Source organism: Streptomyces sp. NPDC002463 (genome assembly GCF_042889835.1).
In the GTDB taxonomy this organism is placed as follows: Bacteria; Actinomycetota; Actinomycetes; order Streptomycetales; family Streptomycetaceae; genus Streptomyces; species Streptomyces nymphaeiformis.
In genome coordinates this window covers 104166-129782 of record NZ_JBIARL010000019.1, presented here as the reverse complement: position 1 = coordinate 129782, position 25617 = coordinate 104166, and the positions used below count along the sequence as shown (strand labels likewise).

Here is a 25617-nt window from a genome sequence, read left to right as displayed (position 1 = left end):
AACTAGGCCGCCCTCGGCCGGCCCGGGGACCCGGCTCAGTCGAAGCGCAGGTCGGCGAGTTGCCGTTCGAGGACGGTGACGTCGTCCTCGGGCTCCTCCCCGACGGGGCGCGCCGCCATGAGCGCGGCGAGCTCGGCGCCCGCGCGGCGGACGCGGCCGGGCAGGCCGTCGGTGTACTCGTCTCCCCCCGAGCCCCAGTCCTCGGAGGCCGCGAACACGGCGGTGGGGACGACGACGGCGCGGAGGTAGGCGAAGAGCGGGCGTACGGCGTGCTCCAGGGCCAGGGAGTGGCGGGCGGTGCCGCCCGTCGCGGCGGTCAGGACCGGCTTCCCGGTGAGGGCGTCCGGGTCGATCACGTCGAAGAAGGACTTGAAGAGACCGCTGTAGGACGCCGCGAACACGGGAGTGACGACGATCAGGCCGTCGGCCGCCGTCACCGCGTCGATCGCGGCGCTCAGTCGTGGCGGTGGGAATCCGGTCACGAGGTGGTTGGCGATGTCGCCGGCGAGTTCGCGCAGCTCCACGACCTCGGTCGACGGCTCCTGCCCCCGGCCGGTGAGTTCGTCGCGGGCCGATTCGGCCAGCCGGTCCGCGAGCAGGCGGGTGGAGGAGGGCGTGCTGAGGCCCGCGGAGACGACGGTCAGCTTCACGCGGCGGACACCTCCCGGGCGGCTCGGAGGGACGCGTGCGTGGGGGCCTCCGGCACGTCGGCCGGGCGCCCCTCGGCGAATTCCCGCCGCAGTACGGGCACGACCTCCTCGCCGAGGATGTCGAGCTGTTCCAGGACGGTCTTCAGGGGCAGGCCCGCGTGGTCCATCAGGAACAGCTGGCGCTGGTAGTCGCCGACGGTCTCCCGGAACGACAGGGTCCGCTCGATGACCTGCTGGGGAGAGCCCACCGTCAGCGGGGTCTGCTCGGTGAAGTCCTCGAGCGACGGGCCGTGGCCGTACACCGGCGCGTTGTCGAAGTAGGGCCGGAACTCCCGCACGGCGTCCTGGGAGTTCTTGCGCATGAAGACCTGTCCGCCCAGGCCGACGATCGCGTCCTCCGGCCGGCCGTGACCGTGGTGCGCGAACCGGCGCCGGTACAGCTGCACCATGCGCCGGGTGTGGTCGGCCGGCCAGAAGATGTTGTTGTGGAAGAAGCCGTCGCCGTAGAAGGCGGCCTGTTCCGCGATCTCGGGGGACCTGATGGATCCGTGCCAGACGAAGGGCGGGACGCCGTCCAGGGGCCGCGGTGTCGAGGTGAAGGCCTGGAGCGGCGTACGGAACGTGCCCTCCCAGTCCACGACGTCCTCACGCCACAGCCGGCGCAGCAGGGCGTAGTTCTCCTTGGCGAGGTTGATGCCCTGGCGGATGTCCTGTCCGAACCACGGGTAGACGGGACCGGTGTTGCCGCGGCCCAGCATGAGGTCGACCCGGCCGTCGGCCAGGTGCTGGAGCATCGCGTAGTCCTCGGCGATCTTCACCGGGTCGTTGGTGGTGATCAGCGTCGTGGACGTGGACAGGATCAGCTTCTCGGTGCGGGCGGCGATGTAGCCGAGCATGGTGGTCGGTGACGAGGGGACGAACGGCGGGTTGTGGTGCTCGCCGGTCGCGAAGACGTCCAGGCCGACCTCCTCGGCCTTGAGCGCGATGGCCACCATCGCCTTGATGCGCTCGTGTTCGGTCGGAGTGCGGCCGGTGGTGGGGTCGGGGGTCACGTCCCCGACGGTGAAGATGCCGAACTGCATGGGGTGTCTGCTCTCCTGAGCTCGTCCGTTCCCGCGCGGGGGAACCGGGGGCCGGGGTGACGCCGGGGTTCCGGCGTCACCCCGGCGGGTCGACGGTGCGGTGTCACTTCGCCAGGAAGGCGAGGAGGGCGGTGTTGACCTCCTCGGCGTGGGTCCACAGCAGACCGTGCGGGGCGCCCTCGATCTCGACGTAGTCGGCCGACGGGAGCGCCTTGTGGAAGGGCCGCGCGGTGCCCTCGGCCGGGAGGATGCGGTCGGCGGTGCCGTGCAGGATCAGCGCCGGCACGTCGACGGCGGGGATGTCGGCGCGGAAGTCGGTGTACCAGGTCGCCGGCGCGGCGGACGCGGCGAAGGAGCCGCCGCGGGCTGCGGTGTCCCAGCTGTTGCGGACGGCCTCCTCGCTGATGCGGGTGCCCAGGTTCTCGTCGAGGTTGTAGAAGTCGTTGAAGAAGGCCGTGTAGTAGGCGTACCGGTCCGCCTTGACGGCGGCGACGACGCCGTCGAAGAACTCCTTCGGGGCGACGCCGTCCGGGTTGTCGTCGCTCTTGAGCAGGCAGGGCTCCAGGGAGGCCAGGAAGGCGACCTTGGCGACGCGGCCGGAGCCGTACGTCGAGACGTAGCGGGCGACCTCGCCCGTGCCCATGGAGAAGCCGACGAGGACGGCGTCCCTCAGGTCGAGGGTCTCCATCACCGTGTTCAGGTCGGCGGCGAAGGTGTCGTAGTCGTATCCGGTGGTCGGCTGCGAGGACTGCCCGAAGCCGCGGCGGTCGTACGTGATCACGCGGTGGCCGGCGTCGAGCAGAGCGGCGCTCTGGCGCTCCCAGGAGTGGCCGTCGAGCGGGAAGCCGTGGATGAGGACGACGGGCTGCCCGGCGCCCTGGTCCTCGAAGTACAGCTCGATGGGGGTGGTGTTCTCCTGGCCCACGGTGATGTACGGCATGGGGGGGTTCCCTCGTTTCGGGTGGACGGGTCCGCGCGTCGGAGCGGCGCGGTGTGCCCGTCACGCTAGGACCGGTCCCGCGCCTCCTGTTGCCGTCCCGCGCACCGCACCTTGCACGGGGGCGCAGAGGTCGTTCAGTCGCCGGTGGCCGTTCCGGCGTCGTCCTCCGCGAGGACGATCCGGGCCAGGTGGACCCGGGAGCGCACCGCGAGCTTGCGGAAGATCGACGCCAGATGGGTGTTGACCGTGTGCGGGGAGACGACGAGGGCCTCCGCGGCCGACCGGTTGGTGTGACCCGCGGCGATCAGCCGGGCCACCTTGCGTTCCGAGGCCGTGAGCGCGTCCCAGCCCTGGTCGGTGCGCGGCCGGAGGCGCCCGGTGCGCCGGCCGGAGCGGCTCGTGGCCCGTTCCAGATCGGCCCGGACCCGGTCGGCCTCCGCGTCGGCCCCGGCCTGGGCGTAGAGGTCGTGCGCCCTGGTCAGGGCGGGTGTCGCGGCGGCGTCGCCCGAGGTCAGCAGCGCGCGCCCGAGGTCGGCGGACGCGGCGGCGAGGGACAGCGGCCGGGGGCCGGTGAGGAGGATGTCCACCGCCCGCTCCAGGAGTCCGTGGTCGGCGTTCACCAGGGCGGACGCGTGGGCGGCCGTCCCCTGGGCGGTCGGCACGGCGGGGTTGCGGGTGGCGTGTGCGGCGGCCTGGGCCGCGAGGTCCTCGGCCAGCTTCCGGTCCCCGCCGCGCAGGGCGATGTGCACGGCCTGGACGACGTGCGGGCGCAGGAGCCGCCACCGGAGGAAGGGGTGGTCGCGCTGCACGGACCGGACGAGTTCGGCCGCTGCCGCGTGGTCGCCGTCGGCGTCGGCGACGACGGCCTCGAAGAACCGGTGCGTGGCGTGGTTGCCCGTGTTCGGCCGGCCGGACACGGTCGCCCGCACGACGTCCAGGTGTTCCCGCGCGGCCTCGCGGTCGCCGCGCAGCATCGCGAGGAGGCCGCGGTTGACGCGGATGTTGACCAGGTTGCCGGGCACATGGAGGTCCGCTTCGAGACGCTCGGCGGTGACGAAGTCGGCGTCCGCGTCGTCGAGCCGTCCGAGCGCCATGTTCAGGGTTCCCTGGGTCCAGATGAGCATGGCGGGGCGCAGGGGGACGTCGCCCGCCGTCCGGAGGAGTCGCCGTACGGCGTCGAAGTCGTCCCTGTGGATCAGGGCGACGGCCTCCTCGGGAAGGAAGGCCGAGTCGAACACGCTCAGGGCCGTGTGGTGTTCGACGGCGGCGGCACAGTCGCCCGCGTTGAGGGCGATCTCGCCGAGACCCCACAGGGCGAGGACGCGGGCCTCCCGGTCACCGGCCCGCTCCGCCTCGGCGAGCGCCCGTTCGCCGGTCTCGCGAGCGGCCCCGAGGTCGCTCCCGCGGGACCGGGCCAGGGCCTGCCGGGCGGTCAGCCGGGCCCGGATCACCGGGTCGGTGACGGCTGCCAGCGCCGTCGTCGTGCGGCGGGTCAGCTCGTGGACGTCGTCGAGGTGCCACAGCGTGTCTCCGAGTACGCACTGCAACCGGGCGAAGACGTCCAGGGGCGGCTGTCGGGCGAGCAGCGCGTCGCCGGTGTCCCGTGCCTGCGTGTACCGGCCCGCGCGGGTCAGCGCGACGATGGCCCGCTCCCCCACGTCGTACGCCATGGGTGCCCGGAGCGGTACGAGTTCCAGGGCCCGTACGGCCAGGTCGGCGGCGAGGTCGGGCATCACGGCGATCACGTCCTCGGCGGCTGTGCCGAGCAGTCCGATCGCCTCCGTGTCGCCGGGTTCGGCGCTCTTCAGCAGATGCGGGACCGCGTCGGCGGAACTCCGGCCCGCCGCGACGAGACGGCTCGCGGCCTCCCGGTGCAGTGCCCGGCGTACGGAGGGGGCGAGGTCGGCGTACACCGCCTGGCGGAGCAGGTCGTGGCGGAACAGGAGGCGTTCGCCGTCGTCGTGGAGGAGGGCGGCGGCGAGCGCCTCGTCCACTTCGGCGCTGAGTCCGGAGGCGGGCCGGCCGCACAGGGCGGCGGCGTCGGCGAGTGAGAACGCGCGGCCGAGGACCGAGCCGATCCGCAGGAAGTGCAGGGTGTCCGGCCGGAGGCCGGCCAGTCGCTCGCGTACGCCGAGGACCAGCCGCTCGGGCGGTTCCGGCCCGTCCGCGCCCGTCGCCGCGATGCCCGAGAGCATCTCGGCCGCGAGGAAGGGGTTGCCGCCCGCCCCGTCGAGGAGGTCCTCGACCCGCGCCGGCACGTCCCCGCCGAGGACGTCGCGTGCCAGTTCGGCCAGGGCCGTGTCGGACAGCGGCCGCAGAGGGAGGGCCGTCGTCAGCGGCCCCTGTCCGTACAGCTCCGGGTCCTCCCTGCCCGTGAGCAGCCAGAGGACCGGGGAGCTGAGCAGCCGCGCCGGCATGACGCTCAGGGCGAAACGGCTCAGCGGGTCGGCCCATTGGACGTCGTCGACCGCAATCAGTACGGGCCTGCCCGCCGAGCGTTCCTCGATCAGCTGGGCCAGTCGTTCGACGAGCCAGATGCGCTGGTCATGGTGGCCGGCGAGGTCCGCGAAGTCCGTGCCGGAGAGCAGCGGCGGGTCACCGTGCAGGAGGCCCGAGGCCAGTGAGGCGAGCGGCGCCAGTTCGTGCAGTTCCTCGGCGCGTCCGTGGCTGACGAGGAATCCGTGGGCCCGCGCGAGCGAGACGGCCTCCTGGAGCAGCGCGGTCTTCCCGATCCCGGGCTCGCCGAGGAGCAGCGCGATCGCTCCGCCCTCGCCGTCGCGGACCGTCTCGACCAGGGCGCGCAGCCGCTCCAGCTCGGCTTCGCGGCCCCGCAGTCCGGGCCGGCTCAGGCCCGTCGCCGCGCCCTGTTCCTCGGGCCGTTCGGGGTTCATCCCTTGACCGATCCGGCGAGCAGTCCCCGTGCGAAGTGCCGGCGGAGGGAGAAGAAGACGAGCAGCGGGACGAGCGCGGCCACGAAGGCTCCCGCGGTGAGCCGCTGCCACTCGTTGCCGTAGGTCCCGGCCATGCTCGCCAGTCGGACCGTCATCGGCGCGGTCTCGGCCGTTCCGCCGGACAGCGTCAGGGCCACGAGGAGGTCGTTCCACACCCAGAAGAACTGGATGACGGCGAAGCCGACCAGGGCCGGGCGGGCCGGCGGCAGCACGATCCGGAGCAGCAGCGTCCCGTGCGACGCGCCGTCGACGCGGGCGGCCTCGATCAGGTCCCGGGGCAGCCCGGCCAGGAAGTTGTGCAGGAGGAACACCGCGAACGGCAGCGCGAAGGCCGTGTGGGCGAACCAGACCTGGCCGAACCGCGCGGGCCCGGTGAGGTGCCACGCGGGCAGGAACAGCCAGCCCTGGGAGAAGAGCTTCAGGAGCGGGACGAGCGCCATCTGGAGCGGCACGGCCTGGAGCGCGAAGATGCCGACGACGAGCGCGTCGCGCCCCCTGAAGTCGATCCAGGCCAGGGCGTACGCCGCGAGGAAGGCGAGGACGAGCGGGAACAGCACCGAGGGAACGGTGATGACGACGGAGTTGACGAAGTACTCCGCGAGCCGCCCCGACCCGTTCCCGCCGCCGGACAGCACCTCGCCGTAGTTGTCGAGCGTGAGGTGCGGCGCACCGAACAGGGTCCACCAGCCCGTCGTCTTGATCTCCTCCTCGGGGCGGAACGAGGAGAGCAGGAGACCGAGGGCCGGTGTCGTCCAGAGGACCGCGATCACCACGGCGATGGACGTGAAGGCGCGGGAGGTCAGACGCTCCCGGACGCCGTTCACCCCGTCCTCCGCTGCGCCAGGACCTGGTGGGCGACGAAGGGGGTGACGAGGAGGAAGAGGAGCACGGCGAGCGCCGCTCCGCGGCCCGTCTCGCCGTAGCGGAAGGCCTGGTCGTACATCTCGTGGGCGAGGACGCCCGTGTCGAACTGTCCGCCGGTCATGGTCTTGACGATGTCGAAGGCCTTGAAGGTGCCGATCGCCTGGGCGAGGAGCACGACGAGCAGCGTGGGCCTGATCGACGGCAGGATGATCCGCCGGAGGATCTGCCGGGGGGACGCGCCGTCGAGCAGGGCCGCCTCGGTCAGTTCAGCGGGTACGGCCCTGATGGCGCCGGCCAGCAGGACGGCCGCGAAGCCCGCCTGGGTCCACACCATCGCCACGATGAGGAACAGGACGTTCCAGGGAGAGTCCACGAGCCATTGCCTCGGTTCGCCGCCGAACGCGACGACGAGCTGGTTCAGCAGCCCGATCTGCCCGGCCTCCGCGGGACGGTAGGCATAGACGAACTTCCAGACGACACCCGCGCCGACGAAGGAGATCGCCATCGGCGTCAGGACCAGGGACAGCGCGAACGTTCTGAACCGCGACCGCGCGACGGCCGCCGCGTAGAGCAGACCGACCGCGGTCGACGCCGGCGGCACGAGGACCACCCACGCCAGGGTGTTGCGCAGCGCCGCCAGCGCCCGGTGGTCGGTGAACATCCACACGTAGTTGTCGAAGCCGGCCCATGTGCCTCCCCCGCCGTCGGTGAACGACAGCGCCAGGGTGCGCAGACCGGGCAGGACCAGACCGACCGCGAGCAGCAGCAGCGCGGGGGCCAGCAGGATCAGGGCCGCGGCCCTCCTCCGCACCGGCCCCCGGTGCAGTGCGAGCAGGATCAGGGCGACCACCGCCGCGAAGGCGGCGACACCCTGGAGCAGGTACAGCAGCTTGGGCTGCTGGGCGAAGGCGTCGAACGACATCAGCGGCTCGGCCAGGACCGTTCGACGGAGTCGGCGACCTGCCGGGTGCTCGCGCCGCCGATCCAGTCGACGGCTCCCTTCCAGAACGTCCCGGCGCCGACCGACGCCGGCATCAGGTCCGAACCGTCGAACCTGAACTGTGTCCTGGGGTCCTGGAGCAGCTGGATCGAGAGCCTGTCGACGGGGGTCGCGGCGTTCGCCGGGTCCACGCCCCTGTTCGCCGAGACGAACGGACCCTTCCTCATCCGCGCGTTCGCGAAGTCCGCGGAGGCCAGGTACTCCTGGAACGCCCGCACCTCGGGACGGTCGGCGAACGCCGCGGTGAACACCCCGCCGCCCAGTACGGGGCGGTCGGTCGGGTCGGCCCCCGGCAGGAGGAAGGCGTAGACGTCCTTGTCGGGTCCGATCTCGGTGCCCTTCGGCCACATGTCGGCGTAGAACGAGGCCTGGCGGTGCATCGCGCAGTCGCCGGAGAGAACCGGTGCGCCGGCTTCCTGGAAGGAGATCGACGCCATCGACCGGGCCGGACCGAAACCGCCGTTGGCGTACCGGTCGTTCTTGAGGATGGACCCCACGGTGTCCATGGCCTTGACGACCCGCGGGTCGTTGAACGGGATCTCGTGGGCGACCCACTGGTCGTAGACGTGCGTGCCCTGCTGGCGGAGGAGGACGTCCTCGATCCAGTCCGTCACGGGCCAGCCGGTCGCCTCGGCGGACTCGATGCCCGCGCACCACGGCTTGACGCCCGATGCCGCGACCTTCTCGGTCACGGCCATCAGCTCGGTCCACGTGCGGGGAACGCTCAGCCCCCGGTCGCGGAAGAACTTCGGGGAGTACCAGACGAACGACTTCACGTTCGCGACGAGCGGCGTGCCGTAGAGGGTGCCGTCCACGGTCGCGTAGCTGTTCCAGTCCGCCGTCCAGCCCTGCTTGGCGAGAGTCGCCACCCCGGCGCTCACGGGCTTCAGGCTCCCTGCCCGCGCGAAGCGTTCCAGAAGACCGGGTTGGGGGAAGAACGCCACGTCGGGCGCGTTCCCGCCGTCGACCCGGACCTGGATCTGCGCCTCGAACTCCCCGTCCCCCTCGTACTGGACGTCGATTCCCGTGCAGTCCGCGAAGTCCGCCCAGGTCTCTTCGAACAGATCGGCCTCCCGGTCCCGGTTCTCCGCGTAGACGGTGACCTTGGTGCCGGGGTGCTTGCCGTACCGGGCGTACGGTGCGCAGTCCGCTGCGGTGCGCGAGCGCGAACCGCCGTCCTGCGGGGTGCCGCAGGCGGTGGCGGTGACGGCGAGGGTGATGACGGCGAGCGCGAGCCTCGCGCCGAACCTCATGGGTGTGCTTCCTCCGATCGCCCGCCGCGTGTTCTCGGCGGGCGTTTCGGAAAGCTACCGCGTTCGAACGACAGAGACCAATCGTTCGATGTTCAAGCGTCGGCTCCGCGGGATCAGTGCCCCGTGGACCGGGCCGCCTCCAGGATCAGCTCCGCCACGGCCTTGGGCTGGGAGAGCATGACCAGGTGCGAGGAGTCGACCTCGACGGTGGTCATGCCGGCGCGCCGGTAGCCGAAACGCTCCACATCGGGGTTGATCGTACGGTCGGCGGAGGCCACGAGGCCCCACGAGGGCTTGGTCTTCCACGCCGCGACCGGCGCCGCCTCCGAGAAGGCCCGCGCGGCCAGGGGGCGCTGGGAGACCGCGAGCACCGCGGCGAGGTCGGGGTCGACGTCCGCCGCGAACAGGGCGGGGAACTTCTCGATCGCCACCGAGACGTCGGTGCCGGTCTCGTCCGAACCGGCCACCGGAAACGGGGTCTGGACGAGCGCGTCGCCGAGACCGGAGTCGGGGAAGCCGCCCTGCAGCTCGCCCAGGCTCTCGCCCTCCTCGAGCGCGTACCCCGCGAGGTACACCAGGGCGCGGACGTTGTCCTCCGTACCGGCGAGGGTGATGACGGCGCCGCCGTAGGAGTGCCCCACCAGGATCACGGGGCCTTCGACGGCACGGACCACCGAGGCGATGTACGCGGCGTCGTCGACGAGGCTGCGGTTGGGCACCGCCGGGGCTATCACCTCCAGGCCGGCGGCGGTCAGCTCGGGGATGACGCGGGCGAAGCCGGAGGCGTCGGCGAAGGCGCCGTGGACCAGGACGACGGTGGGGCGGGCGTGTCGGGCCATGGGGGAACTCCTCGGAGAGTGGACGGGGAAGGTGGCGGTGGGGTGGTCACAGGCCGAAGCGGGCGCGGCGCGCCTCGGGCACCAGGTCGGCGTACTCGGGGTGCTTGCCGATCCAGCCCCGGATGAAGGGGCAGTACGGCAGGACGCTCAGCCCGCGGGCCCGGGCGTCGTCCAGGGCGCCGCGGGCGAGCAGCCCGCCCAGACCCCGGCCGCCGAAGCGGGGATCGATCTCGGTGTGGATGAAGGCGATCTCGCCGTCCGAGAGGTGGTACTCGGCGAAGCCCGCGGTCTCGGTGCCGTCGTCGCCGGCGAGGATCTCGTACCGGGACTTCTCGGGCCGGTCGGTCACTCGGGGTTCCATGGGTGCTCCTGTGCGGTCGTGGTGTGACGGGGTGGTGGCTGCGTTCAGAGGGTGCGGCGCACGCCGGCCTGGCGTTCCAGGTTGCGGAGCTGGACGGCGAGGTCGCCTTCCACGGCCAGGTGGGCGGGGCCGCTGCGGCCGATGGGCAGGACCTGCTCGCTGCGCATGTCCTCGAGCATCAGGGCGAACGCCGTGTACATCGCGACGACCGCCACCAGCAGGCCGAGCGCCCCGGACGTGCGCGTCAGCCATTCGGCGCCGGTGACGCCCGCGAGGCCGGTGGCCGCCCAGCGGGGCAGGGAGACCGCGAGGACGAGCCACAGCGCCCGCTTGGGCCCGGTCACGGCGGTCATCAGCGCGCCGAAGCAGAGGAGCGCCAGGTTGAAGACGCCGAGCACCTTCAGGCCGTCGGCCGCGCCGCTGAGCATGATGAGCGAGTAGGGCAGCCAGCTGCCGGCGAACACCGCCATCAGGGTCGCCGCGATCACGTCACGGGCGCCGAAGGCCAGGAAACCGACCAGGAGCTGGAGGACGAAGGCCGGCAGCACGGTGAAGGCGACGGCGGTACGGGCCTCCTCGCCCAGGATCCCGAGCTGGAGGCAGCCCGTCATCACGGACGCGATGGCGATCGTGAAGAAGCCGAGCGGCATGGGTGAGGCGATGGGGCGCAGGTTGATCCGGGTCATCGACCGGAGGTCCGGCTCGAAACGGCGTCCGGGCGGGGCGTCCGGGGCGTCGTCTCCGTCGGCGACCGGGGAGGCTGTACTCATCGTGTGGTCTCTTTCAGTGTTCGAAGCAGGGGTCGACGAACGACGGCTGTGTGTCGGGGACGGAGCCGCGTGCGACGCGCCACCGGCGGTGCTGCTCGGACTCGGCGACGGCCTCGGCCACGAGCGAGGCCTGACGGGCACCGCTCTGGTAGCCGCCGAAGTGGGCCACGGGGCTCCACTCGGGGCTCACCGGCGGGACGGCCTCGTCGAGACCCTCGTACTCCGCGGTCGCGTAGACGATGCGGCCGCCGACGACGGTGAGGACGGACTCGATGTCGGGGATGACCTCCTCGGGCACGGTGAGGTAGTCGTCGGACAGGATCGCGAGGTCGCCGTACGAGCCTTCTCGCAGGGTTCCCTTGACGTCCTGCTCGCCGGTGAGCTGCGCTCCGCCCCGGGTGTAGAGGCCGAGGGCGGTCTCCCGGTCGATCAGGTTCCCCGCCGGATAGAGCGCGGTGCCGCCGACGGTGCGCCCGGTCACCAGCCAGTGCAGTGCGACCCAGGGGTTGTACGAGGAGACGCGGGTGGCGTCGGTTCCGGCGGCGACCGTCAGGCCGCGGTCGAGCATGGCCCGGACCGGCGGGGTGTGGGCGGCGGCCTCGGCGCCGTAGCGGTCGAGGAACGCGGCACCCTGGAAGGACATCCGGTTCTGGACCGAGACGGCGCCGCCGAGGGCGGCGATCCGGTCGAGACTGCCTGCCGAGACGGTCTCCGCGTGGTCGAAGAGCCACCGGTTGCCACCGGGGAACAGCCCCTCCGCGGCGAGCTTCTCGAAGACGGCCAGGTCGCGGCGGATCGTCTCGTCGTAGGTCGCGTGGAGCCGGAAGCCCCAGCCGTTCTCGAGCAGGAGCCGTACGGCGCTCTCGAACTCGGTCTCGTAGCCCGCGGCGAGCTCGGGCCGGGGCTCGGAGAAGTTCTCGAAGTCGGCTGCGGCCCAGGTGAGGTTCTCGCCCGCTCCGTTCAGTCGGAGCCACTCGTCCCCGTCCCCGGGCTTGACCATCTCGGTCCAGCGCTTCAGGTCGGCGAGTTCCTGCCCGGCCGTCTGCGGGAAGAGGTGGTAGGCGATCCGGAGGGTCAGCTCCCCCGACCCGGCGAGGTCGGTGACCGTCGCGTAGTTGTCGGGGAAGTTCTGGAAACCGCCGGCGGCGTCGACCGCGGACGTCAGTCCGAAGCGGTTCAGCTCGCGCAGGAAGTGCCGCGTCGACGTGCGCTTGTCGGCCTCGTCGAGGGCAGGTGCCTTGGCCAGCGTCGAGTACAGGACGAGGGCGCTCGGCGCCGCGAGGAGGACGCCGTTGGGTTCGCCGTCCCGGCCCCGGACGATCTGCCCGCCCCGGGGGTCGGGGGTCTCCCGGGTGAACCCGGCGGCCTTGACCGCGGCCCGGTTCATCAGGGCCGACTGGTACAGGTGCAGGACGAACACCGGAGTGTCGGGGGCGGCGGCGTTCAGCTCGGCGACGGTCGGCATCCGGCGCTCGGCGAACTGCTCGGCGGTCCAGCCGCCCACCACCCGGATCCACTGCCCCTTGGGGGTGCGGCCTGCCTGCTCGCGCAGCATGGCCAGGGCCTGGCGGAGGCTGCGTACGCCGTCCCAGCGCAGCTCCAGGACGTAGTTCAGGCCGCCCCGGATGACGTGCAGGTGCGAGTCGTTCAGGCCGGGGATCACCCGTCGGCCCAGCGCGTCGACGACCCTGGTCCCCGGCCCGACGAGGTGGGCGAGGTCGTGGTCGTCGCCGAGGGCCGCGACCCGGCCGTCGCGGAGGGCGACGGCGCGGGCCTCGGGGCGGGAGGCGTCACCGGTGAACACCTTGGCGTTGCGGACGAGGAGGTCGGCGTGCGCGTGTTCCCGCCGCGGGGCGGGGACGAGGCCCGCGACCGGCATGCTCGTGGCGGGCCCGGTCATGCGAGGGCCTTGCGCAGGATGCCGGTGGCGACGCCGATGGCGAGCTCGGCGCCGTGCGTCTCGCGCAGGGCGTTCAGCATGACGAAGTCGTGGATGACGCCCTGGACGCGCAGGGCGGTGACGGGGACGCCCGCGGCCCGCAGCTTCGCCGCGTACGCCTCGCCCTCGTCGCGCAGGACGTCGGCCTCGGCGGTGACGACCAGGGCCGGCGGCAGGCCGGTGAGCTGCTCGGTGGAGGCGCGCAGCGGGGAGGCGGTGAGCTGGGCGCGCTCGGCCTCGTCGGTCGTGTACTGGTCCCAGAACCACTTCATGGCGTCGCGGCGCAGGAAGTGGCCCTCGGCGAACTGGTGGTACGACTCGGTGTCGAAGCTCGCGTCGGTGACCGGGTAGAAGAGGACCTGCTGGACGAGCGTGACGTTGCCGCGCTGCTTGGCCATGAGGGTGAGGGCGGCGCTCATGTTGCCGCCGACGGAGTCGCCGGCGACGGCGATCCGGGTGCCGTCGAGGTCCTTGTGGTGTCCCTCGCGGGCGACCCACTGGGCGACGCTGTAGTTCTGCTCGATGGCGACGGGGTAGCGGGCCTCGGGCGAGAGGTCGTACTCGGGGAACACCACGGCCGCCCCGGTGCCGACGGCGAGTTCGCGGACGAGCCGGTCGTGGGTGTGGGCGTTGCCGAAGACCCAGCCGGCGCCGTGGATGTAGAGGATGACGGGGAGCGCGCCGGTGGCGCCGCGGGGGCGGACGATCCGGGCGCGGACGTCGCCGGTCGGGCCGCCGTGGACGGTGATCCACTCCTCGTCGACGTCGGGCAGGGCGACGCCCTCACCGCTCTGGACGTCGTCCACGGCCTTGCGGCCGTCGGCCACCGGGATCTCGTAGAGGAACGGCGGCTGGGCGGTGGCGTCGGCGAAGGCCTGGGCGGCGGGTTCGAGGACCGGACGGTTCTTCATGAGGGGTTCTCCTTCGGAGGTGTACGGGACGGACGGGGTCGGAGCGTCAGCGGGTCGCCCGCGCGGCGGCGAGGATCACGTGGGTGACCACGGCCGGGCGGGAGACCGCCACTGCATGGGACGCGTCCACCTCGGTGATGTGCGAAGCGGCACGCCGGGCCATCCACCGTTCGGCGGCGGGCGGGATGTTCTTGTCGGCGGTGGCGATCAGCGCCCAGGACGGGATCGTCTTCCAGGCCGCCTCCCCGGCCTTCTCCTCCAGCGCGGCGGTGGCGACCGGGCGCTGGGTCGCGGCCATGACCGCCGCTTCGGCGGCGGGTACGTCGGCGGCGAACTGCCCGTGGAACTTGGCCCGCTCGATGACGAGTTCGGTACCGGTGCCACCGCCGGGCAGCGGGTACGACTGCGGGTTCACGGTGTCGCCGAGGGTGGAGCCCGGGAACTTGGCGGCGAGCTCGGCCGCGCTCTCGCCCTTGTCCGGGGTGAACGCGGCGATGTAGACGAGGGCCTTCACACGGCTGTTGCCCACTGCGGCGCCGCTGATGACGGCGCCGCCGTAGGAGTGGCCGACCAGGACGACGGGCCCGTCGACGGCGGCCAGCACGCTGCGCAGGTAGGCGGTGTCCGCGGCGAGACCGCGCAGCGGGTTGGCGGGGGCCAGGACGGGGTAGCCGGCGTGCTGCAGCCGCCGGATCGTGCCGCTCCAGCTGGAGGCGTCCGCGAACGCTCCGTGGACCAGGACGATCGTGGGCTTGGGGTCGTGCCGGTCGGCGTCGGCCGCGGCCGGGCGGGTCGCGGGTGCGGCGGGGGCGGCGCCGATCAGGGCGGCCAGCGTCGCGGGCACGGCGAGGGCGAGGGTGCGCCTCGTGAGCTGCATGGGTGGGTGTTTCCTTGTCGGGTGGGGAAGCGTTCGGGTGTGCTCGGTCGAGCGGGAGGGGTACGCCGTTCGAGCGAGGGGGCGCGCCGGCCGGGCGGGACCCGGCTCGGGAGAGGGGGCCGGGCCTCAGAGGCCGTACGCCTCCAGGAGCCGGAGCCAGACCTCGCTCACCGTCGGGAAGGCGGGCACGGCGTGCCACAGGCGCTCCAGGGGGACCTCGCCCACGATGGCGACCGTGGCCGCGTGGATGAGCTCGGTCGCCATCGGGCCGGTGAGCGTGCAGCCGACGACGACCCCTCGGGTCTCGTCGACGACGAGCTTGGCGAGGCCGCGGTAGTCGTCCGCGTGGAGCGCGGCACCGGCGACGTCGTCGATGCGGTACTCCACCGCGCGTACGGCGAGACCCGCTTCGCGTGCCGCGCGTTCCGTGAGACCGACGCTCGCGACCTCGGGACGCGTGAAGACGGCCTGGGGGACGGCGAAACGGTCGGCTTCCGCACTCCACGGCTGCCGGCCTCCGGTGGCGGCCGGACGCCCGGCGGCTCGCTCGGCGATCGCCGCCGCGCACGCACGGGCCTGGTACTTGGCCATGTGGGTCAGCGGCGCCCGGCGGTTGACGTCACCGACGGCGTAGAGCCAGTCGCCCTCGACCGCGGTGACCCGACAGGTGTCGTCGACCGGAAGCCGGTCGCCGACGGGCAGTCCGACGGTCTCCAGGCCGAGGTCGGCCGTACGAGGGCGACGGCCCACGGCGGCGAGGACCTCGTCGCAGACGAGGGTGGTGCCGTCGTCGGTCTCCACGGTCACGGCACGAGTGGTCTCGTCACGGGCGACCCGGACGGCCGACACCCCGAAGCGGATCGTGACGCCCAGATCGCCCAGCCCCCGGGTGACCTCTTCGCCGGCGCACGGCTCCCAGCCGGTCAGCAGGGCCTGGTCGCGGACGAGGAGCGTGACGGAGGCGCCGAGCGAGCGCCACGCGGTGGCCATCTCGCAGGCCACCACTCCCCCGCCGATGACGACGAGCCGTGCGGGCACCGCGTCGGCGGTGGTGGCCTGCCGGTTGGTCCAGACGCCGATCCGGTCGAGCCCTTCGACCGGTGGAAGCGCGGGCTCCGTACCGGTGCAGACCACGACCGCGCGCCGGGCCCCCAGGGTGCGGACCGTGCCGTCGGCCCCGGTCACCTCGACCCGGCGCTCACCGGCGAGCCGTCCGTGCCCCCGTACGAGCGCGACGCCCGCGCCGTCGAGCCAGTCGGCCTGGCCGGTGTCGTCACCGCGCCCGGTGAAGCGGTCCCGGCGGGCCAGCACCCGCGCCGGGTCGAGTGCCGTCGTGACCGCCTGCCGGGCCCCGTCGACCGAGCGGGCCTCCGCCCGTGCGGCGCCGGGCCGCAGCAGGGCCTTGCTCGGCACACACGCACGGTAGGAGCACTCGCCGCCGACCGCCTCGGTCTCGACGACGACGGCGGTCAGCCCCGACCCGACGGCCCGGCCGGCGACGACCTCGCCGGCCGGCCCGCCGCCGACCACGACGACGTCGTACGTGTCCATCAGCCGTGCACCAGAGGGGTGTCCACGAGGTGCTCGGCCAGGAACCACACCTGCGCCTCGCCGGTGCGGATGACGTCGGAGACGAGCAGGTCGGCACTGCCCTCGTCGCCCTCCTGGGAGAGCCGGGCGGCGGCGTCCCGGGCGTCGATCAGGATCCGCTCGTGCGCGTCGAGGAGTCGCGACAGCATGACGGGCACCGGCTCGACGCCGTCCGGCGGACGGGGGATCGACGTCAGCTCGGCGACGTGGCGCGGGTCCCCGACGGCGACGCCGCCGAGGCTCTGGACCCGCTCGGCCAGCGCGTCCACGATGGCCAGCTGGGCCTCCGCGTGCTTGTCGAGCATCAGGTGGAGCGAGTAGAAGGTCGCCCCGCGCATGAGCCAGTGGTGCTTCTTGTAGAGGGAGTAGAGGATCTGCGTGTCGGCGAGGACGCGGTTCAGCCGCTGGCAGGCGTACATGCGGGTGTCGTGGCCGAGGCCGATCGGCAGCTGCTTGAGCGTGCCGAACGCCTGGGTCTCGGCGCCCTTCTGGTGCAGCAGCGGCTGGCCGCCGCCGTGCGGGGTCGTGAGGGTGTCCATCGAGTGCTCCTGATGGGGAAGGGGTGGGAAGGGCCCGGCCGCCCGGTCGGGGGTGCACGAGCGACCGGACCCGGTCTGTGCGGCTCGCGCTCAGCGCTCGGCGATCGCCGGGGCGACGGGGGTCCGGTGCAGGACGAGCCGGGTGAGGAGTCCGCTGCCGAGACCGGCCACGAGCGCGAGGGCGGCCCACCACAGCGGGTACGGCGTGAGGCCGAGGACCGCGTCGAGGGACCAGGCGCCGGGCCCGGTGGCGGCGAGGGCGGCGGCGGTGCCGATGAGGACGAGGGGGTACTCGTAACCGTCGTTCTGTACCCAGAGCCCGTGACGCCACTTCACGGTGAGGGCGACGGTCATGACCCCGATGGCGCCGGTCGCGGCGAGCGGGGTCAGGAGGCCGGCGACGAGCAGCAGGCCGGAGCCGATCTGACCACCGCCCGCCGCCAGGGCGGTGAGGACACCGCCGCGGAAGCCGTCGCCACGGAACTCCTCGGTACCGCCCTCGAGTCCCTTGCCGCCCAGGTGCCGGCTGACCTTCTGCACACCGTGGCCGGCGACGAGCAGTCCCACCAGCAGACGCAGGATCAGAATGCCGGTGTCCACAGGGGTCAGCCGGCCGCGTGCGCGCCGATGACCGTCTGCGCGTACACGACGCCCAGGCCGTACGCGCCCGCGTGGGCCTTGACGATCTCCATGACGTCGCCGTACGTCTCCTGGCGCGCCCAGTCGCGCTGCAGCTCCAGGAGGACCTGGACCCAGGTCACCGGAACGGCGCCGGCGGCGATCATCCGCTGCAGCGCGTGCTCGTGGGCGGCCGGGCTGACACCACCGGAGGCGTCGGTCACGACGTACACCTCGTAGCCCTGCTCGAGCGCGGAGAGCGCGGGCAGCACGAGGCAGACCTCGGTCCACAGACCCGACAGGATGATCTTCTTGCGACCGGTCGCCTTGACCGCCGCGACGAGCGCCTCGTCCTCCCAGGCGTTCATGGTGGTGCGGTCGATGATCTCGTTCTTCGGGAACACCTCGGCGAGCTGCGGCAGCAGGGGGCCCGAGAAGGACTCGGCGGCGACCGTGGTCAGGACGGCCGGCACGTCGAAGGCCTGGGCGGCCTTGGCGAGGCCCACGGTGCTGTTGATGATCGCGGCACGGTCGCCGCTGCCGGTGCCGAAGAACATCTGCGGCTGGTGGTCCACGAAGAGCATGACCGAGTTGTCGGGCGTGAGCAGGTCCTTGCTCGGGGCGGCCTGCACCTTGTCGATGTCGAACATGAGGGGTCCTTTCGAAGCCGTGGGAAACGTGCCCACCGCCTCCGCGGCCCGGCACGTCTTCAAGCTACGAGCGATCCCACCGACCGCTTTGACCTCCCGCGCCCAGGGGTTGGCACGACAGCGCACAACCGGGCAGGGCGAGAGCCGGCGAGGACGTCACCGGACTCCCACAGCAACAGGAAGAAGGAAAGACCAGGTCAGCGCACCCTGCCCCGCGCCTTCAGCTGGGTCGCCGGGACCTCCGGGGCGTCGAGCCGGTCGCCGTCGTACCCCTTCACCTCACCGAAGCGGTCGCCCGTCATCCACGCCTCCCTCGCCTCGCGGATCTCCTCGTCCGTGCGGCCCACGAAGTTCCACCACATGACGAGCTCCTCCTCGAAGGGCTCTCCGCCGAGGAGCATCAGGCCCGCGTCCGAGAGGGCGCGGAGGGGGAGTTCGGCGCGGCCGCAGCCGAGGTAGAGCATGGAGCCGGGGAGGACGGGGACGCCGTCGACGTGGGCCTCGCCGGACATGGCGAGGACCGCGTACTCGAAGTCGGGATCCAGGGGCAGGTTCGTCTCGGTGCCCGCCCCGAGGGCGAGGTCCGCGCCGACGAGCGGGGTGTACGTGGTGCCGGGCGAGGTGGCGCCGTCGAGGGTGCCGAGGATGACGGTGGCGGTGAGGCCCGGGGCGGTGACCTGGGGCAGTTCGGCGTGGTGCTGGAAGTGGGGTTCGACGTGCCGGTGGGTGTCGGGGAGGGCGACCCAGAGCTGCGCACCGTGCAGGAAGCGGGCGTGCGGCCGGGGGCTCTCCTCCGAATGGGAGATCGCCCGGCCTGAGGTCATGAGGCCCAGTTCGCGCGGGCGGATCGTCTGGAGGCTGCCCGTGGAGTCGCGGTGGAGCACCTCGCCCTCGTGGAGCCAGCTGACGGTCTGCAGGCCCATGTGCGGGTGCGGCGGGACCTGCATGCCGGGCTCGTCGGCGATGTCGTCGGGGCCGTAGTGGTCGACGAAGGCCCAGGCTCCGACCATGCGCCGACCCAGGTTCGGGAGCAGCCTGCGGACCTCGGTCGACTCGCCGAGCTGGACGCGGCGGGGGCTGAGCAGCTCCCGTACCGGCTCGGCGACGACGAAGCCACGGCCGCCGCACACGGTCAGCGCGGCCTGACGATCAAGATTGCTCATGTCACTCAACCCATCCTTGATGGAATGTTCAACTAGATGGCGGTGTTGACCTGGTCGACACCCCACAGGGTGGCAGATCCGGAGCTCTGGAAAGGGAGAGCAAGTGAGCGACACGTACTACGAGTTCGGAACGGCCGGGGAACGCTGGGAGCGGGCGCAGCTGTTCTTCGACGCGAAGGAGTACGGGACCGCCGTCCGCATCCTGCGCGGCCTCGTCGCCGAGCACCCGGAGCAGACGGCCCAGCGGCTCCTCCTCGCGCGGGCCTACTACCACTCCGCCCAGCTCTCCCGCGCCGAGACCGAGCTCCGCGCCATCCTGGAGCGCGACCCGGTCGAGCACTACGCCCGACTGATGCTCGGGCGCGTCCTGGAGCGCCAGGGCCGCAAGGACGAGGCCGCGCCGCACCTTCGGATGGCCGCCGCCATGACGGGCGAGACCCCGTCCTGACGCGCGACTGATACCCCCGCACGGTATATTCGGCAGCCAGGAGGCCTGGCTGTGCGGACACACCGAGCGGAACGCGGTGCACGAACAGGAGGTGCCATCGGGCACCTCCTGTTCGTCGTCGTGCTCGCCCTCGGGGTGTTCCTCATGCACGCCGTCGGTCATCCCGAGGGCTCCGGCGGCGGCATGGACACCGCTTCCGCCTCGCACCACAGCGCCTCCGCGCAGGCCGCCGCCCCGCACGACCACGGGGACTCCGACGCCCGGCACGAACCGGGTTCCGGGATGGACATGACCACCCTCTGCGTGGCCGTCCTCGGCACCTGGCTGCTCGCGGGGCTCCTCCGGGCCGCGCTCGGACGCCGCCCCGACTGGCTCGGCCTCCTCCTCGCGCGCCTCACACCCGCGCTCGGGCCGCACGCCCCTCCCCCACGGCCCCCCGACCTCGCCCGGCTGTCCGTCCTGCGGATCTAGACCGAACCCGACGCGCGCCACGGGTCGCTTTCCGATGCCCCCGCGCGTCTGCGGTCTTCTCTTCCGCCTGTACGTACACACAGCACACGAGGTATCACCATGCGCGCCTTCACCTCCCGCACCACCCGCAAGCTCGCCCTCGTCGGGGCGCTCGCCGGAGCCGGACTGCTCCTGACCGCCTGCGGCAGCGACGACGGCATGAGCGGAATGGACCACGGCGGCACGTCCGCCACGTCCTCCGCCACCGCCTCCGCCTCGGCTCCCGCCGCCGGCGCGGACTCCGCTCCCGGGGCCTTCAACGACGCGGACGTCATGTTCGCGCAGATGATGATCCCCCACCACGAGCAGGCCCTGGAGATGGCGAAGCTCGCCGACGGCCGGGCCGAGGACCCCGAGGTCAAGAAGCTCGTCGCCGCGATCGAGCAGGCCCAGGACCCGGAGATCCGGAAGATGAAGTCCTGGCTGAAGGGCTGGGGCAAGCCGGAGTCCGCCGGGCACGGCGGTCACGCCATGGCCGGGATGATGTCCGACCAGGACATGAAGGACCTGGCCGCGACGAAGGGCAAGGCCTTCGACCGGAGGTTCGCCGAGCTGATGATCGCCCACCACGACGGCGCCGTCGCCATGGCGAAGGACGAGCAGAAGAGCGGCGGCAACGCCACGGCCAAGAAGCTCGCCGACGACGTCGTACGGACGCAGTCCGCCGAGGTCGACCAGCTGAAGAAGATCCTCGGCCGGCTCTGACCCGGACCCCGGCCCGGAAGGCCCGCCGATCCGGGCTGCCGATCCGGGCTGCCGATCCGCCGCGCGCATCCGGCCCCTCGGCCGGCCCGCTGATCCGGCTCCTCGGTCCAGCCCCCGGCGGCCCGCCCCTCATCGGGGCGGGCCGCCCCCTCGACGTACCCCGCACCCCTCGCGAAAGAACGATGAACCGGTACCTCCCCCGCCTCGCGGCCACCGCCGCCGTGGCCGTCCTCGCCCTGACCCTCACCGCCTGCTCCGGGGACGCCGCCCCCGACGCCTCCGCGCCCGGCAGCTCCGCCCTCAGCCACGTCCACGGGCTCGGGCTCCGCGGCGACACCCTCTACGTCGCCACCCACCAGGGCCTCCACACCCCCGACGCCGCCGGCCGGCCGGTGCTCGTCGGTGACCGCCGTGACGACTTCATGGGGTTCACCGTCACCGCCCGGGGCGACTTCCTCGCCGGCGGGCACCCGGCCCCCGGCAGCGACGGGCCCGCCGACCTCGGGCTCATCTCTTCGACGGACTCCGGCCGCACCTGGCGCGAGAGGTCCCTCGCGGGGAAGGTCGACTTCCACGCGCTCGACACCGCGTCCGACTCCACCGTCTACGGCTACGACAGCGCCCGCGGCCTCCTGCGGGTCAGCGCCGACGGTGCCGCCTGGGAGGAGCGCGCCTCGCTGCGCGCCCTCGACATCGCCGTCTCCCCCGCCGCCCCGGGCACCGTCCTCGCGACCACCGAGACCGGCGTCGTCCGCTCCACGGACGGCGGCCGGACCTTCGCGCCGGCCTCCGAGCGAGTCCTCGCGTACGTCTCCTGGGCCGCCCCCGACGCCCTCTTCGGCATCGACCCGGACGGCGTCCTCTTCCGGGGGACGGACGGGGGGACCTCCTGGACCCGGGTCGCCGGCGTGCCCGGCGGCGCACCCCAGGCGCTCACCGCCGTGGACGCCCGCCGGCTGCTCGTCGCCACCCAGGACGGGGTGTACGAGTCACGGGACGGCGGCCGCCGCTTCGACCGGCGCATGACGGTGGAGCCCGGGGAGCACTGAGGCGCCCTACGCCTTCGCCCGCCGGTCCACGACCACCTCGCCGCCGACCACGACCGTCTCCGCGACCGTGCCCGGGATCTCCTCGGGGGCGATGCGGAGGATGTCGCGGGAGAGGACGACGAAGTCGGCCAGCTTGCCCACCGTCAGCGAGCCCCGCTCGTGCTCCAGGAAGTTCGCGTACGCCGAACCCGTCGTGTAGCCCTCGACGGCGGTGGCGACGTCGATCGTCTCCCCCGCCGTCCAGGCCTCGCCGCCGCCGGGCGGGCGGCGGGTGACGGCGGCGTGGATGCCGACCATGGGGTCCATCTCGGCGACGTTCCAGTCGCTGGAGAGGGCGAGGACCGCGCCGGCCGCGTGGAGGCTGCGCAGCGGCCAGGCCTTGTGCCAGCGCTCGGGGCCGACGTTCTCGGCCCAGTCCTGGCCGGGCCCCGCGATGTCGGGGGCGGCGTGCCGGGGCTGCATGCAGGCGACGACGCCGAGCGCGGCGAAGCGCGGGGTGTCGGCCGGGTCGAGGCACTCGACGTGGACGACCTGGTGGCGGGCGTCGCGCGGCCCGTTGACGGCGCGGGCCCGCTCGACGGCGTCGAGGACGGTACGGATGCCCCGGTCGCCGGTCGCGTGGACGAAGCACTGGAAGCCGCGCGCGTCGAGCCGGGTGAGCAGCTCGGCGAACTCCTCGGGCGGGTAGAAGGTGTCGCCGCGGTGGTGGGAGCAGCCGGCGTACGGCTCCAGGAGGGCGGCGGTGCGGGGTTCGACGACGTCGTCGATGTAGAGCTTGAGCGGGCCGACCCGCAGCCGGTCGTCGGCGTACGCGTCGGCCGCGGTCTCGAAGGCGTCCAGGTCCTCCTCGGTGGTGCCGCGCGGGTGGAACAGCGCGGCCACGATGCGGGAGCGCAGCCGGCCCTCGTGGCGGGCGCGCTCGTAGAGGGCGAGGTCGTCGAGGGAGTTCTGCGGTTCGACGACGGTGGTGATGCCGTAGCCGATGGCGTCGTCCAGGCTCTTGGCGAGCCGTCCGTACTGGCGGTCGGCCGAGGCCCAGGGAAGGCCGAGCTCGCGGAGGGCGCGGTGGCCGTCGCGGGAGAGGCCCTTGACGGCGAAGTCCTTGACGAAGCCGGTGGGCTCACCGGTGGCGGGGTCGGTGACGGCCCGTCCGAAGGGCAGCTCGGTGTGGTCGCGGTCGACGCCGAGGCGGCGGAGGGCGGCGGTGTTGAGCCAGGCGGTGTGGACGTCGTAGCTGAGGACGAGGGCCGGGGTGTCGCCGGTGGCCGGGTCGAGGTCGGCGGCGGTGGGCATCCGTCCGTCCGGGATCGCGGAGTAGTCGAAGGCCTCGGCCTCGATCCACCCGGCGTCCGGGTGGGCCGCGCGCCAGGTGCGGATGCGCTCGTGGATCGCGTCGAGGGTGCGGGCTCCGGCGAGCTGGACGCAGGCGTCGTCGGAGCCGAGGCGGACGTGGTTGTGGGCGTCGACGAAGCCGGGCAGGACGAGCCGCCCGCCGGCGTCGAGGATCCGTGTGTCGGGCCCCGTCCAGTCGGCGGCGTCGGCGGCGGCGCCGATCCAGACGATGCGGCCGGCGCGGACGGCGAGGGCCTCGGCCTCGGGGAGCGCCGGGTCGACGGTGTGGATGCGGGCCCCGGTGAGGACGAGGTCGGCGGGGGCGGTGCGGTTCATGGACGGGACTCCGTGTCGTACGAGAGTGGTTGCTCGATGGAGCGGTTACTGGATGGGGGCGACGGCGCGGCGGGCGAGGAGCACGTACACCAGGGCGGAGACGACGGCGCCGAGGAGCGTGAGGTCCGCGCCGCCGAGCGGGGCGACGAGGGGGCCGGTCCACAGCTCGGAGTCGCAGGTGAGCGCGGAGAAGGCGAGGCCCGCGAGGAGGGCGGTCATGCCGGCCGGGTGCCAGCCCGAGCGGTACCAGTAGGCGCCGCCGGTGTCCGCGTGCAGGCCGGCGGAGTCGTAGGTGCAGCGGCGGAGCACCATGTCGGCGAGGAACACCCCGCCCCAGGGGGCGAAGACGATGATCAGGAGGGAGAGGAAGGAGAGGAGGGAGGTCGTGAAGTCGGTGAGGAAGAGGGCGCCGAGGGAGCCGGCGGCGGTGACGGCCGCGCTGATGACGATGGCGCGGGCCCGGCTCCAGGGGATGCCGAGGACCTGGAGGTTCAGGCTCGACGAGTAGAGCGTGATGATCGAGTTGGTGACGGAGCCGCCGAGCACCAGGGCCAGGAAGAGCGGCTGGAACCAGCCGGGGAGGAGGCTCTCGGTGCCCGCGACGGCGTCGGTCATGTCGGTCTGCGTCGCGGCGGCGACCCCGACGACGCCGAGGGCGACGGAGGAGACGAAGCCGCCGAGGGCGCCGCTCCAGGTGACGGCCCCGAGGCTGGTGGTGCGGGGCAGGTAGCGGGTGTAGTCGGCGGGCATGGGGAGGTACGAGAAGGGGCCGGCGAGCATGACGACGAAGGCGAGGCTCCAGCCGGAGGCGCCGGGCGCGGCGGCGGGGGCGGAGGTGTCGGCGCCGGGCAGGACGAGGACGAGCAGGGCGGCGAAGCCCGCGGCGAGGACGTACGCCATCCAGCGTTCGGCGAACTGGACGGTGGCGTGGCCCCAGAGGGCGACGGCGAAGGTCAGCGCGAGGGTGACGGCGAGCGCGAGGGCGCGGGCGGCGTGTCCGCCGTTCCAGCCGAGGTCGGTGAAGAAGGCTTCGAGGGCGAGGGTGCCCACCACGGTGTTGACGATGGTGTAGCCGATGCTGACGATCCAGTTCAGCAGGCCGGCGGGCCAGTTGCCGCGGCGGCCGAAGGCGGCGCGGGAGATGACGAGGGTGGCGGTGCCGGTGCGCACGCCGCTGAGTCCGGCCGCGCCGATCGCGAGGAACGAGAGGCCGCCGAGGACGACGACGGCGGTGGCCTGCCAGAAGGAGAGCCCGAAGGCGACGGCGAGGGCGCCGTTGATGACGTAGGTGAAGGTGAGGTTCGAGCCGAACCAGAGCCAGAAGACGTCCTTGGCCCCGCCGTGGCGTTCGGCGTCGGGGATGGGGTCGATCCCGTGTTCCTCGACCTGGAAGACCTCGTCGGTCGCTGTCCGGCCCGTGGTCACGGGCGCCGTGTCCTGTTCGAGCACACCGCACTCCTGTCTTGAATGCCGTTCTAAGTCTTAGAACGGCATTCAAGATGTGTGATGGGTTCAGGCCACGTCAAGACCCTCGGAGGTTGCGGTTAAGGTCGATCCCGCACGGCACAGGACGCCGGGCGACACGGAACGGCGGGACGGGAGCGGCGGTGGCAGGCACGGCACGACGGCGGGACGGGAACGTCACGCAGGAGCGGATGCTGGAGGAGGCCATGGCGGCGATCGCCGAGGACGGCCTCGCCTCCCTCACCATGTCGGCACTCGCCGAACGGCTCGGCACGAGCGGCGGCCACATCCTGTACTACTTCGGCAGCAAGGACCTGCTGCTGCTCGCCGCCCTGCGGTGGAGCGAGGCCGCGCTCGCCGAGGAGCGGCGCGCCCTCCTCGCCCGGCGGATCACGGCCGAGCGCAAGCTCGACCTCTTCCTCCGGCTCTACCTCCCGCGCGGACCGCGCGACCCGCGCTGGACCCTGTGGATCGAGCTCTGGGCCCGCACCCCCGGCAACCCGGCGCTCCGCGAGGCCCAGGCCGAACTGGACGCCGGCTGGCAGGAGGACCTGGAGGCCCTGCTCGCGGCGGGCGCGGCGCGCGGACGCTTCGCCCCGCTGGACGCCGGCGCCCGCGCCTCCGAACTCCTGGCCCTGCTCGACGGGTTGAGCACCCGGGTGGTCCTCGGCCAGGAGTCGGGCCGGGATCCCCGGCCCGCCCTGGAGATCGCGCGCTCGGCGGCACGCGCGCTGATCCCCGACGACACCGAGCCGGGCACCTGATCTTCGCCAACA

Annotated in this window: 25 protein-coding genes; 5 read left to right on the top strand and 20 right to left on the bottom strand. The window is 72.9% G+C overall.

Translation table 11 applies throughout. From position 1 onward, the window contains the following. Positions 1-35: 35 nt before the first annotated feature. The 18 genes from ACFYX3_RS32170 to ACFYX3_RS32085 all read right to left on the bottom strand — a co-directional run bounded on the left by ACFYX3_RS32170 (position 36) and on the right by ACFYX3_RS32085 (position 18997). Positions 36-650: an FMN reductase gene (locus ACFYX3_RS32170; protein ID WP_389020899.1), complete on the bottom strand. Its 615-nt coding sequence runs from the start codon at positions 648-650 to the stop codon at positions 36-38. Next, positions 647-1732, bottom strand: coding sequence for an LLM class flavin-dependent oxidoreductase (locus ACFYX3_RS32165; protein ID WP_389020896.1), 1086 nt, complete (start codon positions 1730-1732; stop codon positions 647-649). Before ACFYX3_RS32165 ends, ACFYX3_RS32170 begins: the two co-directional genes overlap by 4 nt. A gap of 103 nt (positions 1733-1835) precedes the next feature. Further along, positions 1836-2672, bottom strand: a complete 837-nt coding sequence (locus tag ACFYX3_RS32160; RefSeq protein WP_359512174.1) for an alpha/beta hydrolase — start codon at positions 2670-2672, stop codon at positions 1836-1838. Between the two features lie 134 nt (positions 2673-2806). Beyond that, entirely contained in the window at positions 2807-5563 is a 2757-nt protein-coding gene (locus ACFYX3_RS32155) for an ATP-binding protein (RefSeq protein WP_389020892.1), read from the bottom strand. Beyond that, positions 5560-6447 carry a carbohydrate ABC transporter permease gene (locus ACFYX3_RS32150; RefSeq protein WP_389020889.1) on the bottom strand — a complete coding sequence of 296 codons (888 nt, stop codon included), beginning with the start codon at positions 6445-6447 and terminating at the stop codon, positions 5560-5562. The genes ACFYX3_RS32155 and ACFYX3_RS32150 overlap by 4 nt, the downstream gene beginning before the upstream one ends. Next, positions 6444-7409 carry a carbohydrate ABC transporter permease gene (locus tag ACFYX3_RS32145; RefSeq protein ID WP_389020886.1) on the bottom strand — a complete coding sequence of 322 codons (966 nt, stop codon included), beginning with the start codon at positions 7407-7409 and terminating at the stop codon, positions 6444-6446. The genes ACFYX3_RS32150 and ACFYX3_RS32145 overlap by 4 nt, the downstream gene beginning before the upstream one ends. Continuing rightward, positions 7409-8740 (bottom strand): ABC transporter substrate-binding protein, encoded by a 1332-nt coding sequence (locus tag ACFYX3_RS32140; RefSeq protein WP_389020883.1) that lies wholly within the window; start codon positions 8738-8740, stop codon positions 7409-7411. The genes ACFYX3_RS32145 and ACFYX3_RS32140 overlap by 1 nt, the downstream gene beginning before the upstream one ends. A gap of 113 nt (positions 8741-8853) precedes the next feature. Continuing rightward, on the bottom strand, positions 8854-9579 hold the full coding sequence (locus ACFYX3_RS32135) for an alpha/beta fold hydrolase (protein WP_389020880.1): 726 nt from the start codon (positions 9577-9579) through the stop codon (positions 8854-8856). Between the two features lie 46 nt (positions 9580-9625). After that, a complete protein-coding gene (locus ACFYX3_RS32130) occupies positions 9626-9940 on the bottom strand; it encodes a GNAT family N-acetyltransferase (RefSeq protein ID WP_389020877.1) in 315 nt (104 codons plus the stop codon). A gap of 44 nt (positions 9941-9984) precedes the next feature. Beyond that, positions 9985-10710: a GPR1/FUN34/YaaH family transporter gene (locus ACFYX3_RS32125; protein ID WP_389020874.1), complete on the bottom strand. Its 726-nt coding sequence runs from the start codon at positions 10708-10710 to the stop codon at positions 9985-9987. Between the two features lie 13 nt (positions 10711-10723). Then, complete coding sequence (locus ACFYX3_RS32120; protein WP_389020871.1) at positions 10724-12610, bottom strand: amidohydrolase; 1887 nt, start codon at positions 12608-12610, stop codon at positions 10724-10726. Then, positions 12607-13560: an alpha/beta hydrolase gene (locus ACFYX3_RS32115; protein WP_389020868.1), complete on the bottom strand. Its 954-nt coding sequence runs from the start codon at positions 13558-13560 to the stop codon at positions 12607-12609. Before ACFYX3_RS32115 ends, ACFYX3_RS32120 begins: the two co-directional genes overlap by 4 nt. Positions 13561-13606: 46 nt before the next feature. Next, the gene (locus ACFYX3_RS32110) at positions 13607-14437 is read right to left on the bottom strand and encodes an alpha/beta fold hydrolase (RefSeq protein ID WP_389020865.1); all 831 of its coding nucleotides are present in this window, start codon (positions 14435-14437) and stop codon (positions 13607-13609) included. A gap of 126 nt (positions 14438-14563) precedes the next feature. Continuing rightward, positions 14564-15988 carry a dihydrolipoyl dehydrogenase family protein gene (locus ACFYX3_RS32105; RefSeq protein WP_389020862.1) on the bottom strand — a complete coding sequence of 475 codons (1425 nt, stop codon included), beginning with the start codon at positions 15986-15988 and terminating at the stop codon, positions 14564-14566. Continuing rightward, positions 15988-16566, bottom strand: a complete 579-nt coding sequence (locus tag ACFYX3_RS32100) for a Dps family protein (protein WP_382660684.1) — start codon at positions 16564-16566, stop codon at positions 15988-15990. The genes ACFYX3_RS32105 and ACFYX3_RS32100 overlap by 1 nt, the downstream gene beginning before the upstream one ends. A 90-nt stretch (positions 16567-16656) precedes the next feature. Next, a complete protein-coding gene (locus tag ACFYX3_RS32095) occupies positions 16657-17166 on the bottom strand; it encodes a DoxX family protein (protein WP_389020858.1) in 510 nt (169 codons plus the stop codon). A gap of 5 nt (positions 17167-17171) precedes the next feature. Then, complete coding sequence (locus tag ACFYX3_RS32090; protein WP_376590011.1) at positions 17172-17834, bottom strand: hydrolase; 663 nt, start codon at positions 17832-17834, stop codon at positions 17172-17174. Positions 17835-18031: 197 nt separating this feature from the next. Further along, complete coding sequence (locus ACFYX3_RS32085) at positions 18032-18997, bottom strand: pirin family protein (protein ID WP_385663685.1); 966 nt, start codon at positions 18995-18997, stop codon at positions 18032-18034. A gap of 76 nt (positions 18998-19073) precedes the next feature. Between ACFYX3_RS32085 and ACFYX3_RS32080 the strand changes: the two genes are divergently transcribed. The 4 genes from ACFYX3_RS32080 to ACFYX3_RS32065 all read left to right on the top strand — a co-directional run bounded on the left by ACFYX3_RS32080 (position 19074) and on the right by ACFYX3_RS32065 (position 21709). After that, a complete protein-coding gene (locus ACFYX3_RS32080) occupies positions 19074-19445 on the top strand; it encodes a tetratricopeptide repeat protein (RefSeq protein ID WP_389021018.1) in 372 nt (123 codons plus the stop codon). 51 nt (positions 19446-19496) lie between these two features. Then, complete coding sequence (locus ACFYX3_RS32075) at positions 19497-19916, top strand: DUF6153 family protein (RefSeq protein WP_389020853.1); 420 nt, start codon at positions 19497-19499, stop codon at positions 19914-19916. Between the two features lie 99 nt (positions 19917-20015). Next, positions 20016-20660, top strand: a complete 645-nt coding sequence (locus ACFYX3_RS32070) for a DUF305 domain-containing protein (RefSeq protein WP_389020850.1) — start codon at positions 20016-20018, stop codon at positions 20658-20660. Between the two features lie 182 nt (positions 20661-20842). Continuing rightward, positions 20843-21709, top strand: coding sequence for a F510_1955 family glycosylhydrolase (locus tag ACFYX3_RS32065; RefSeq protein WP_389020847.1), 867 nt, complete (start codon positions 20843-20845; stop codon positions 21707-21709). Between the two features lie 6 nt (positions 21710-21715). Here ACFYX3_RS32065 and ACFYX3_RS32060 read toward each other — a convergent pair whose 3' ends face one another. Both ACFYX3_RS32060 and ACFYX3_RS32055 read right to left on the bottom strand, forming a co-directional pair. Continuing rightward, positions 21716-23377, bottom strand: a complete 1662-nt coding sequence (locus ACFYX3_RS32060) for an amidohydrolase (protein WP_389020844.1) — start codon at positions 23375-23377, stop codon at positions 21716-21718. Positions 23378-23422: 45 nt separating this feature from the next. Further along, complete coding sequence (locus tag ACFYX3_RS32055; protein ID WP_389020841.1) at positions 23423-24826, bottom strand: purine-cytosine permease family protein; 1404 nt, start codon at positions 24824-24826, stop codon at positions 23423-23425. Positions 24827-24984: 158 nt separating this feature from the next. Between ACFYX3_RS32055 and ACFYX3_RS32050 the strand changes: the two genes are divergently transcribed. Beyond that, positions 24985-25605 (top strand): TetR/AcrR family transcriptional regulator, encoded by a 621-nt coding sequence (locus ACFYX3_RS32050; protein ID WP_389020838.1) that lies wholly within the window; start codon positions 24985-24987, stop codon positions 25603-25605. Positions 25606-25617: the final 12 nt, after the last annotated feature.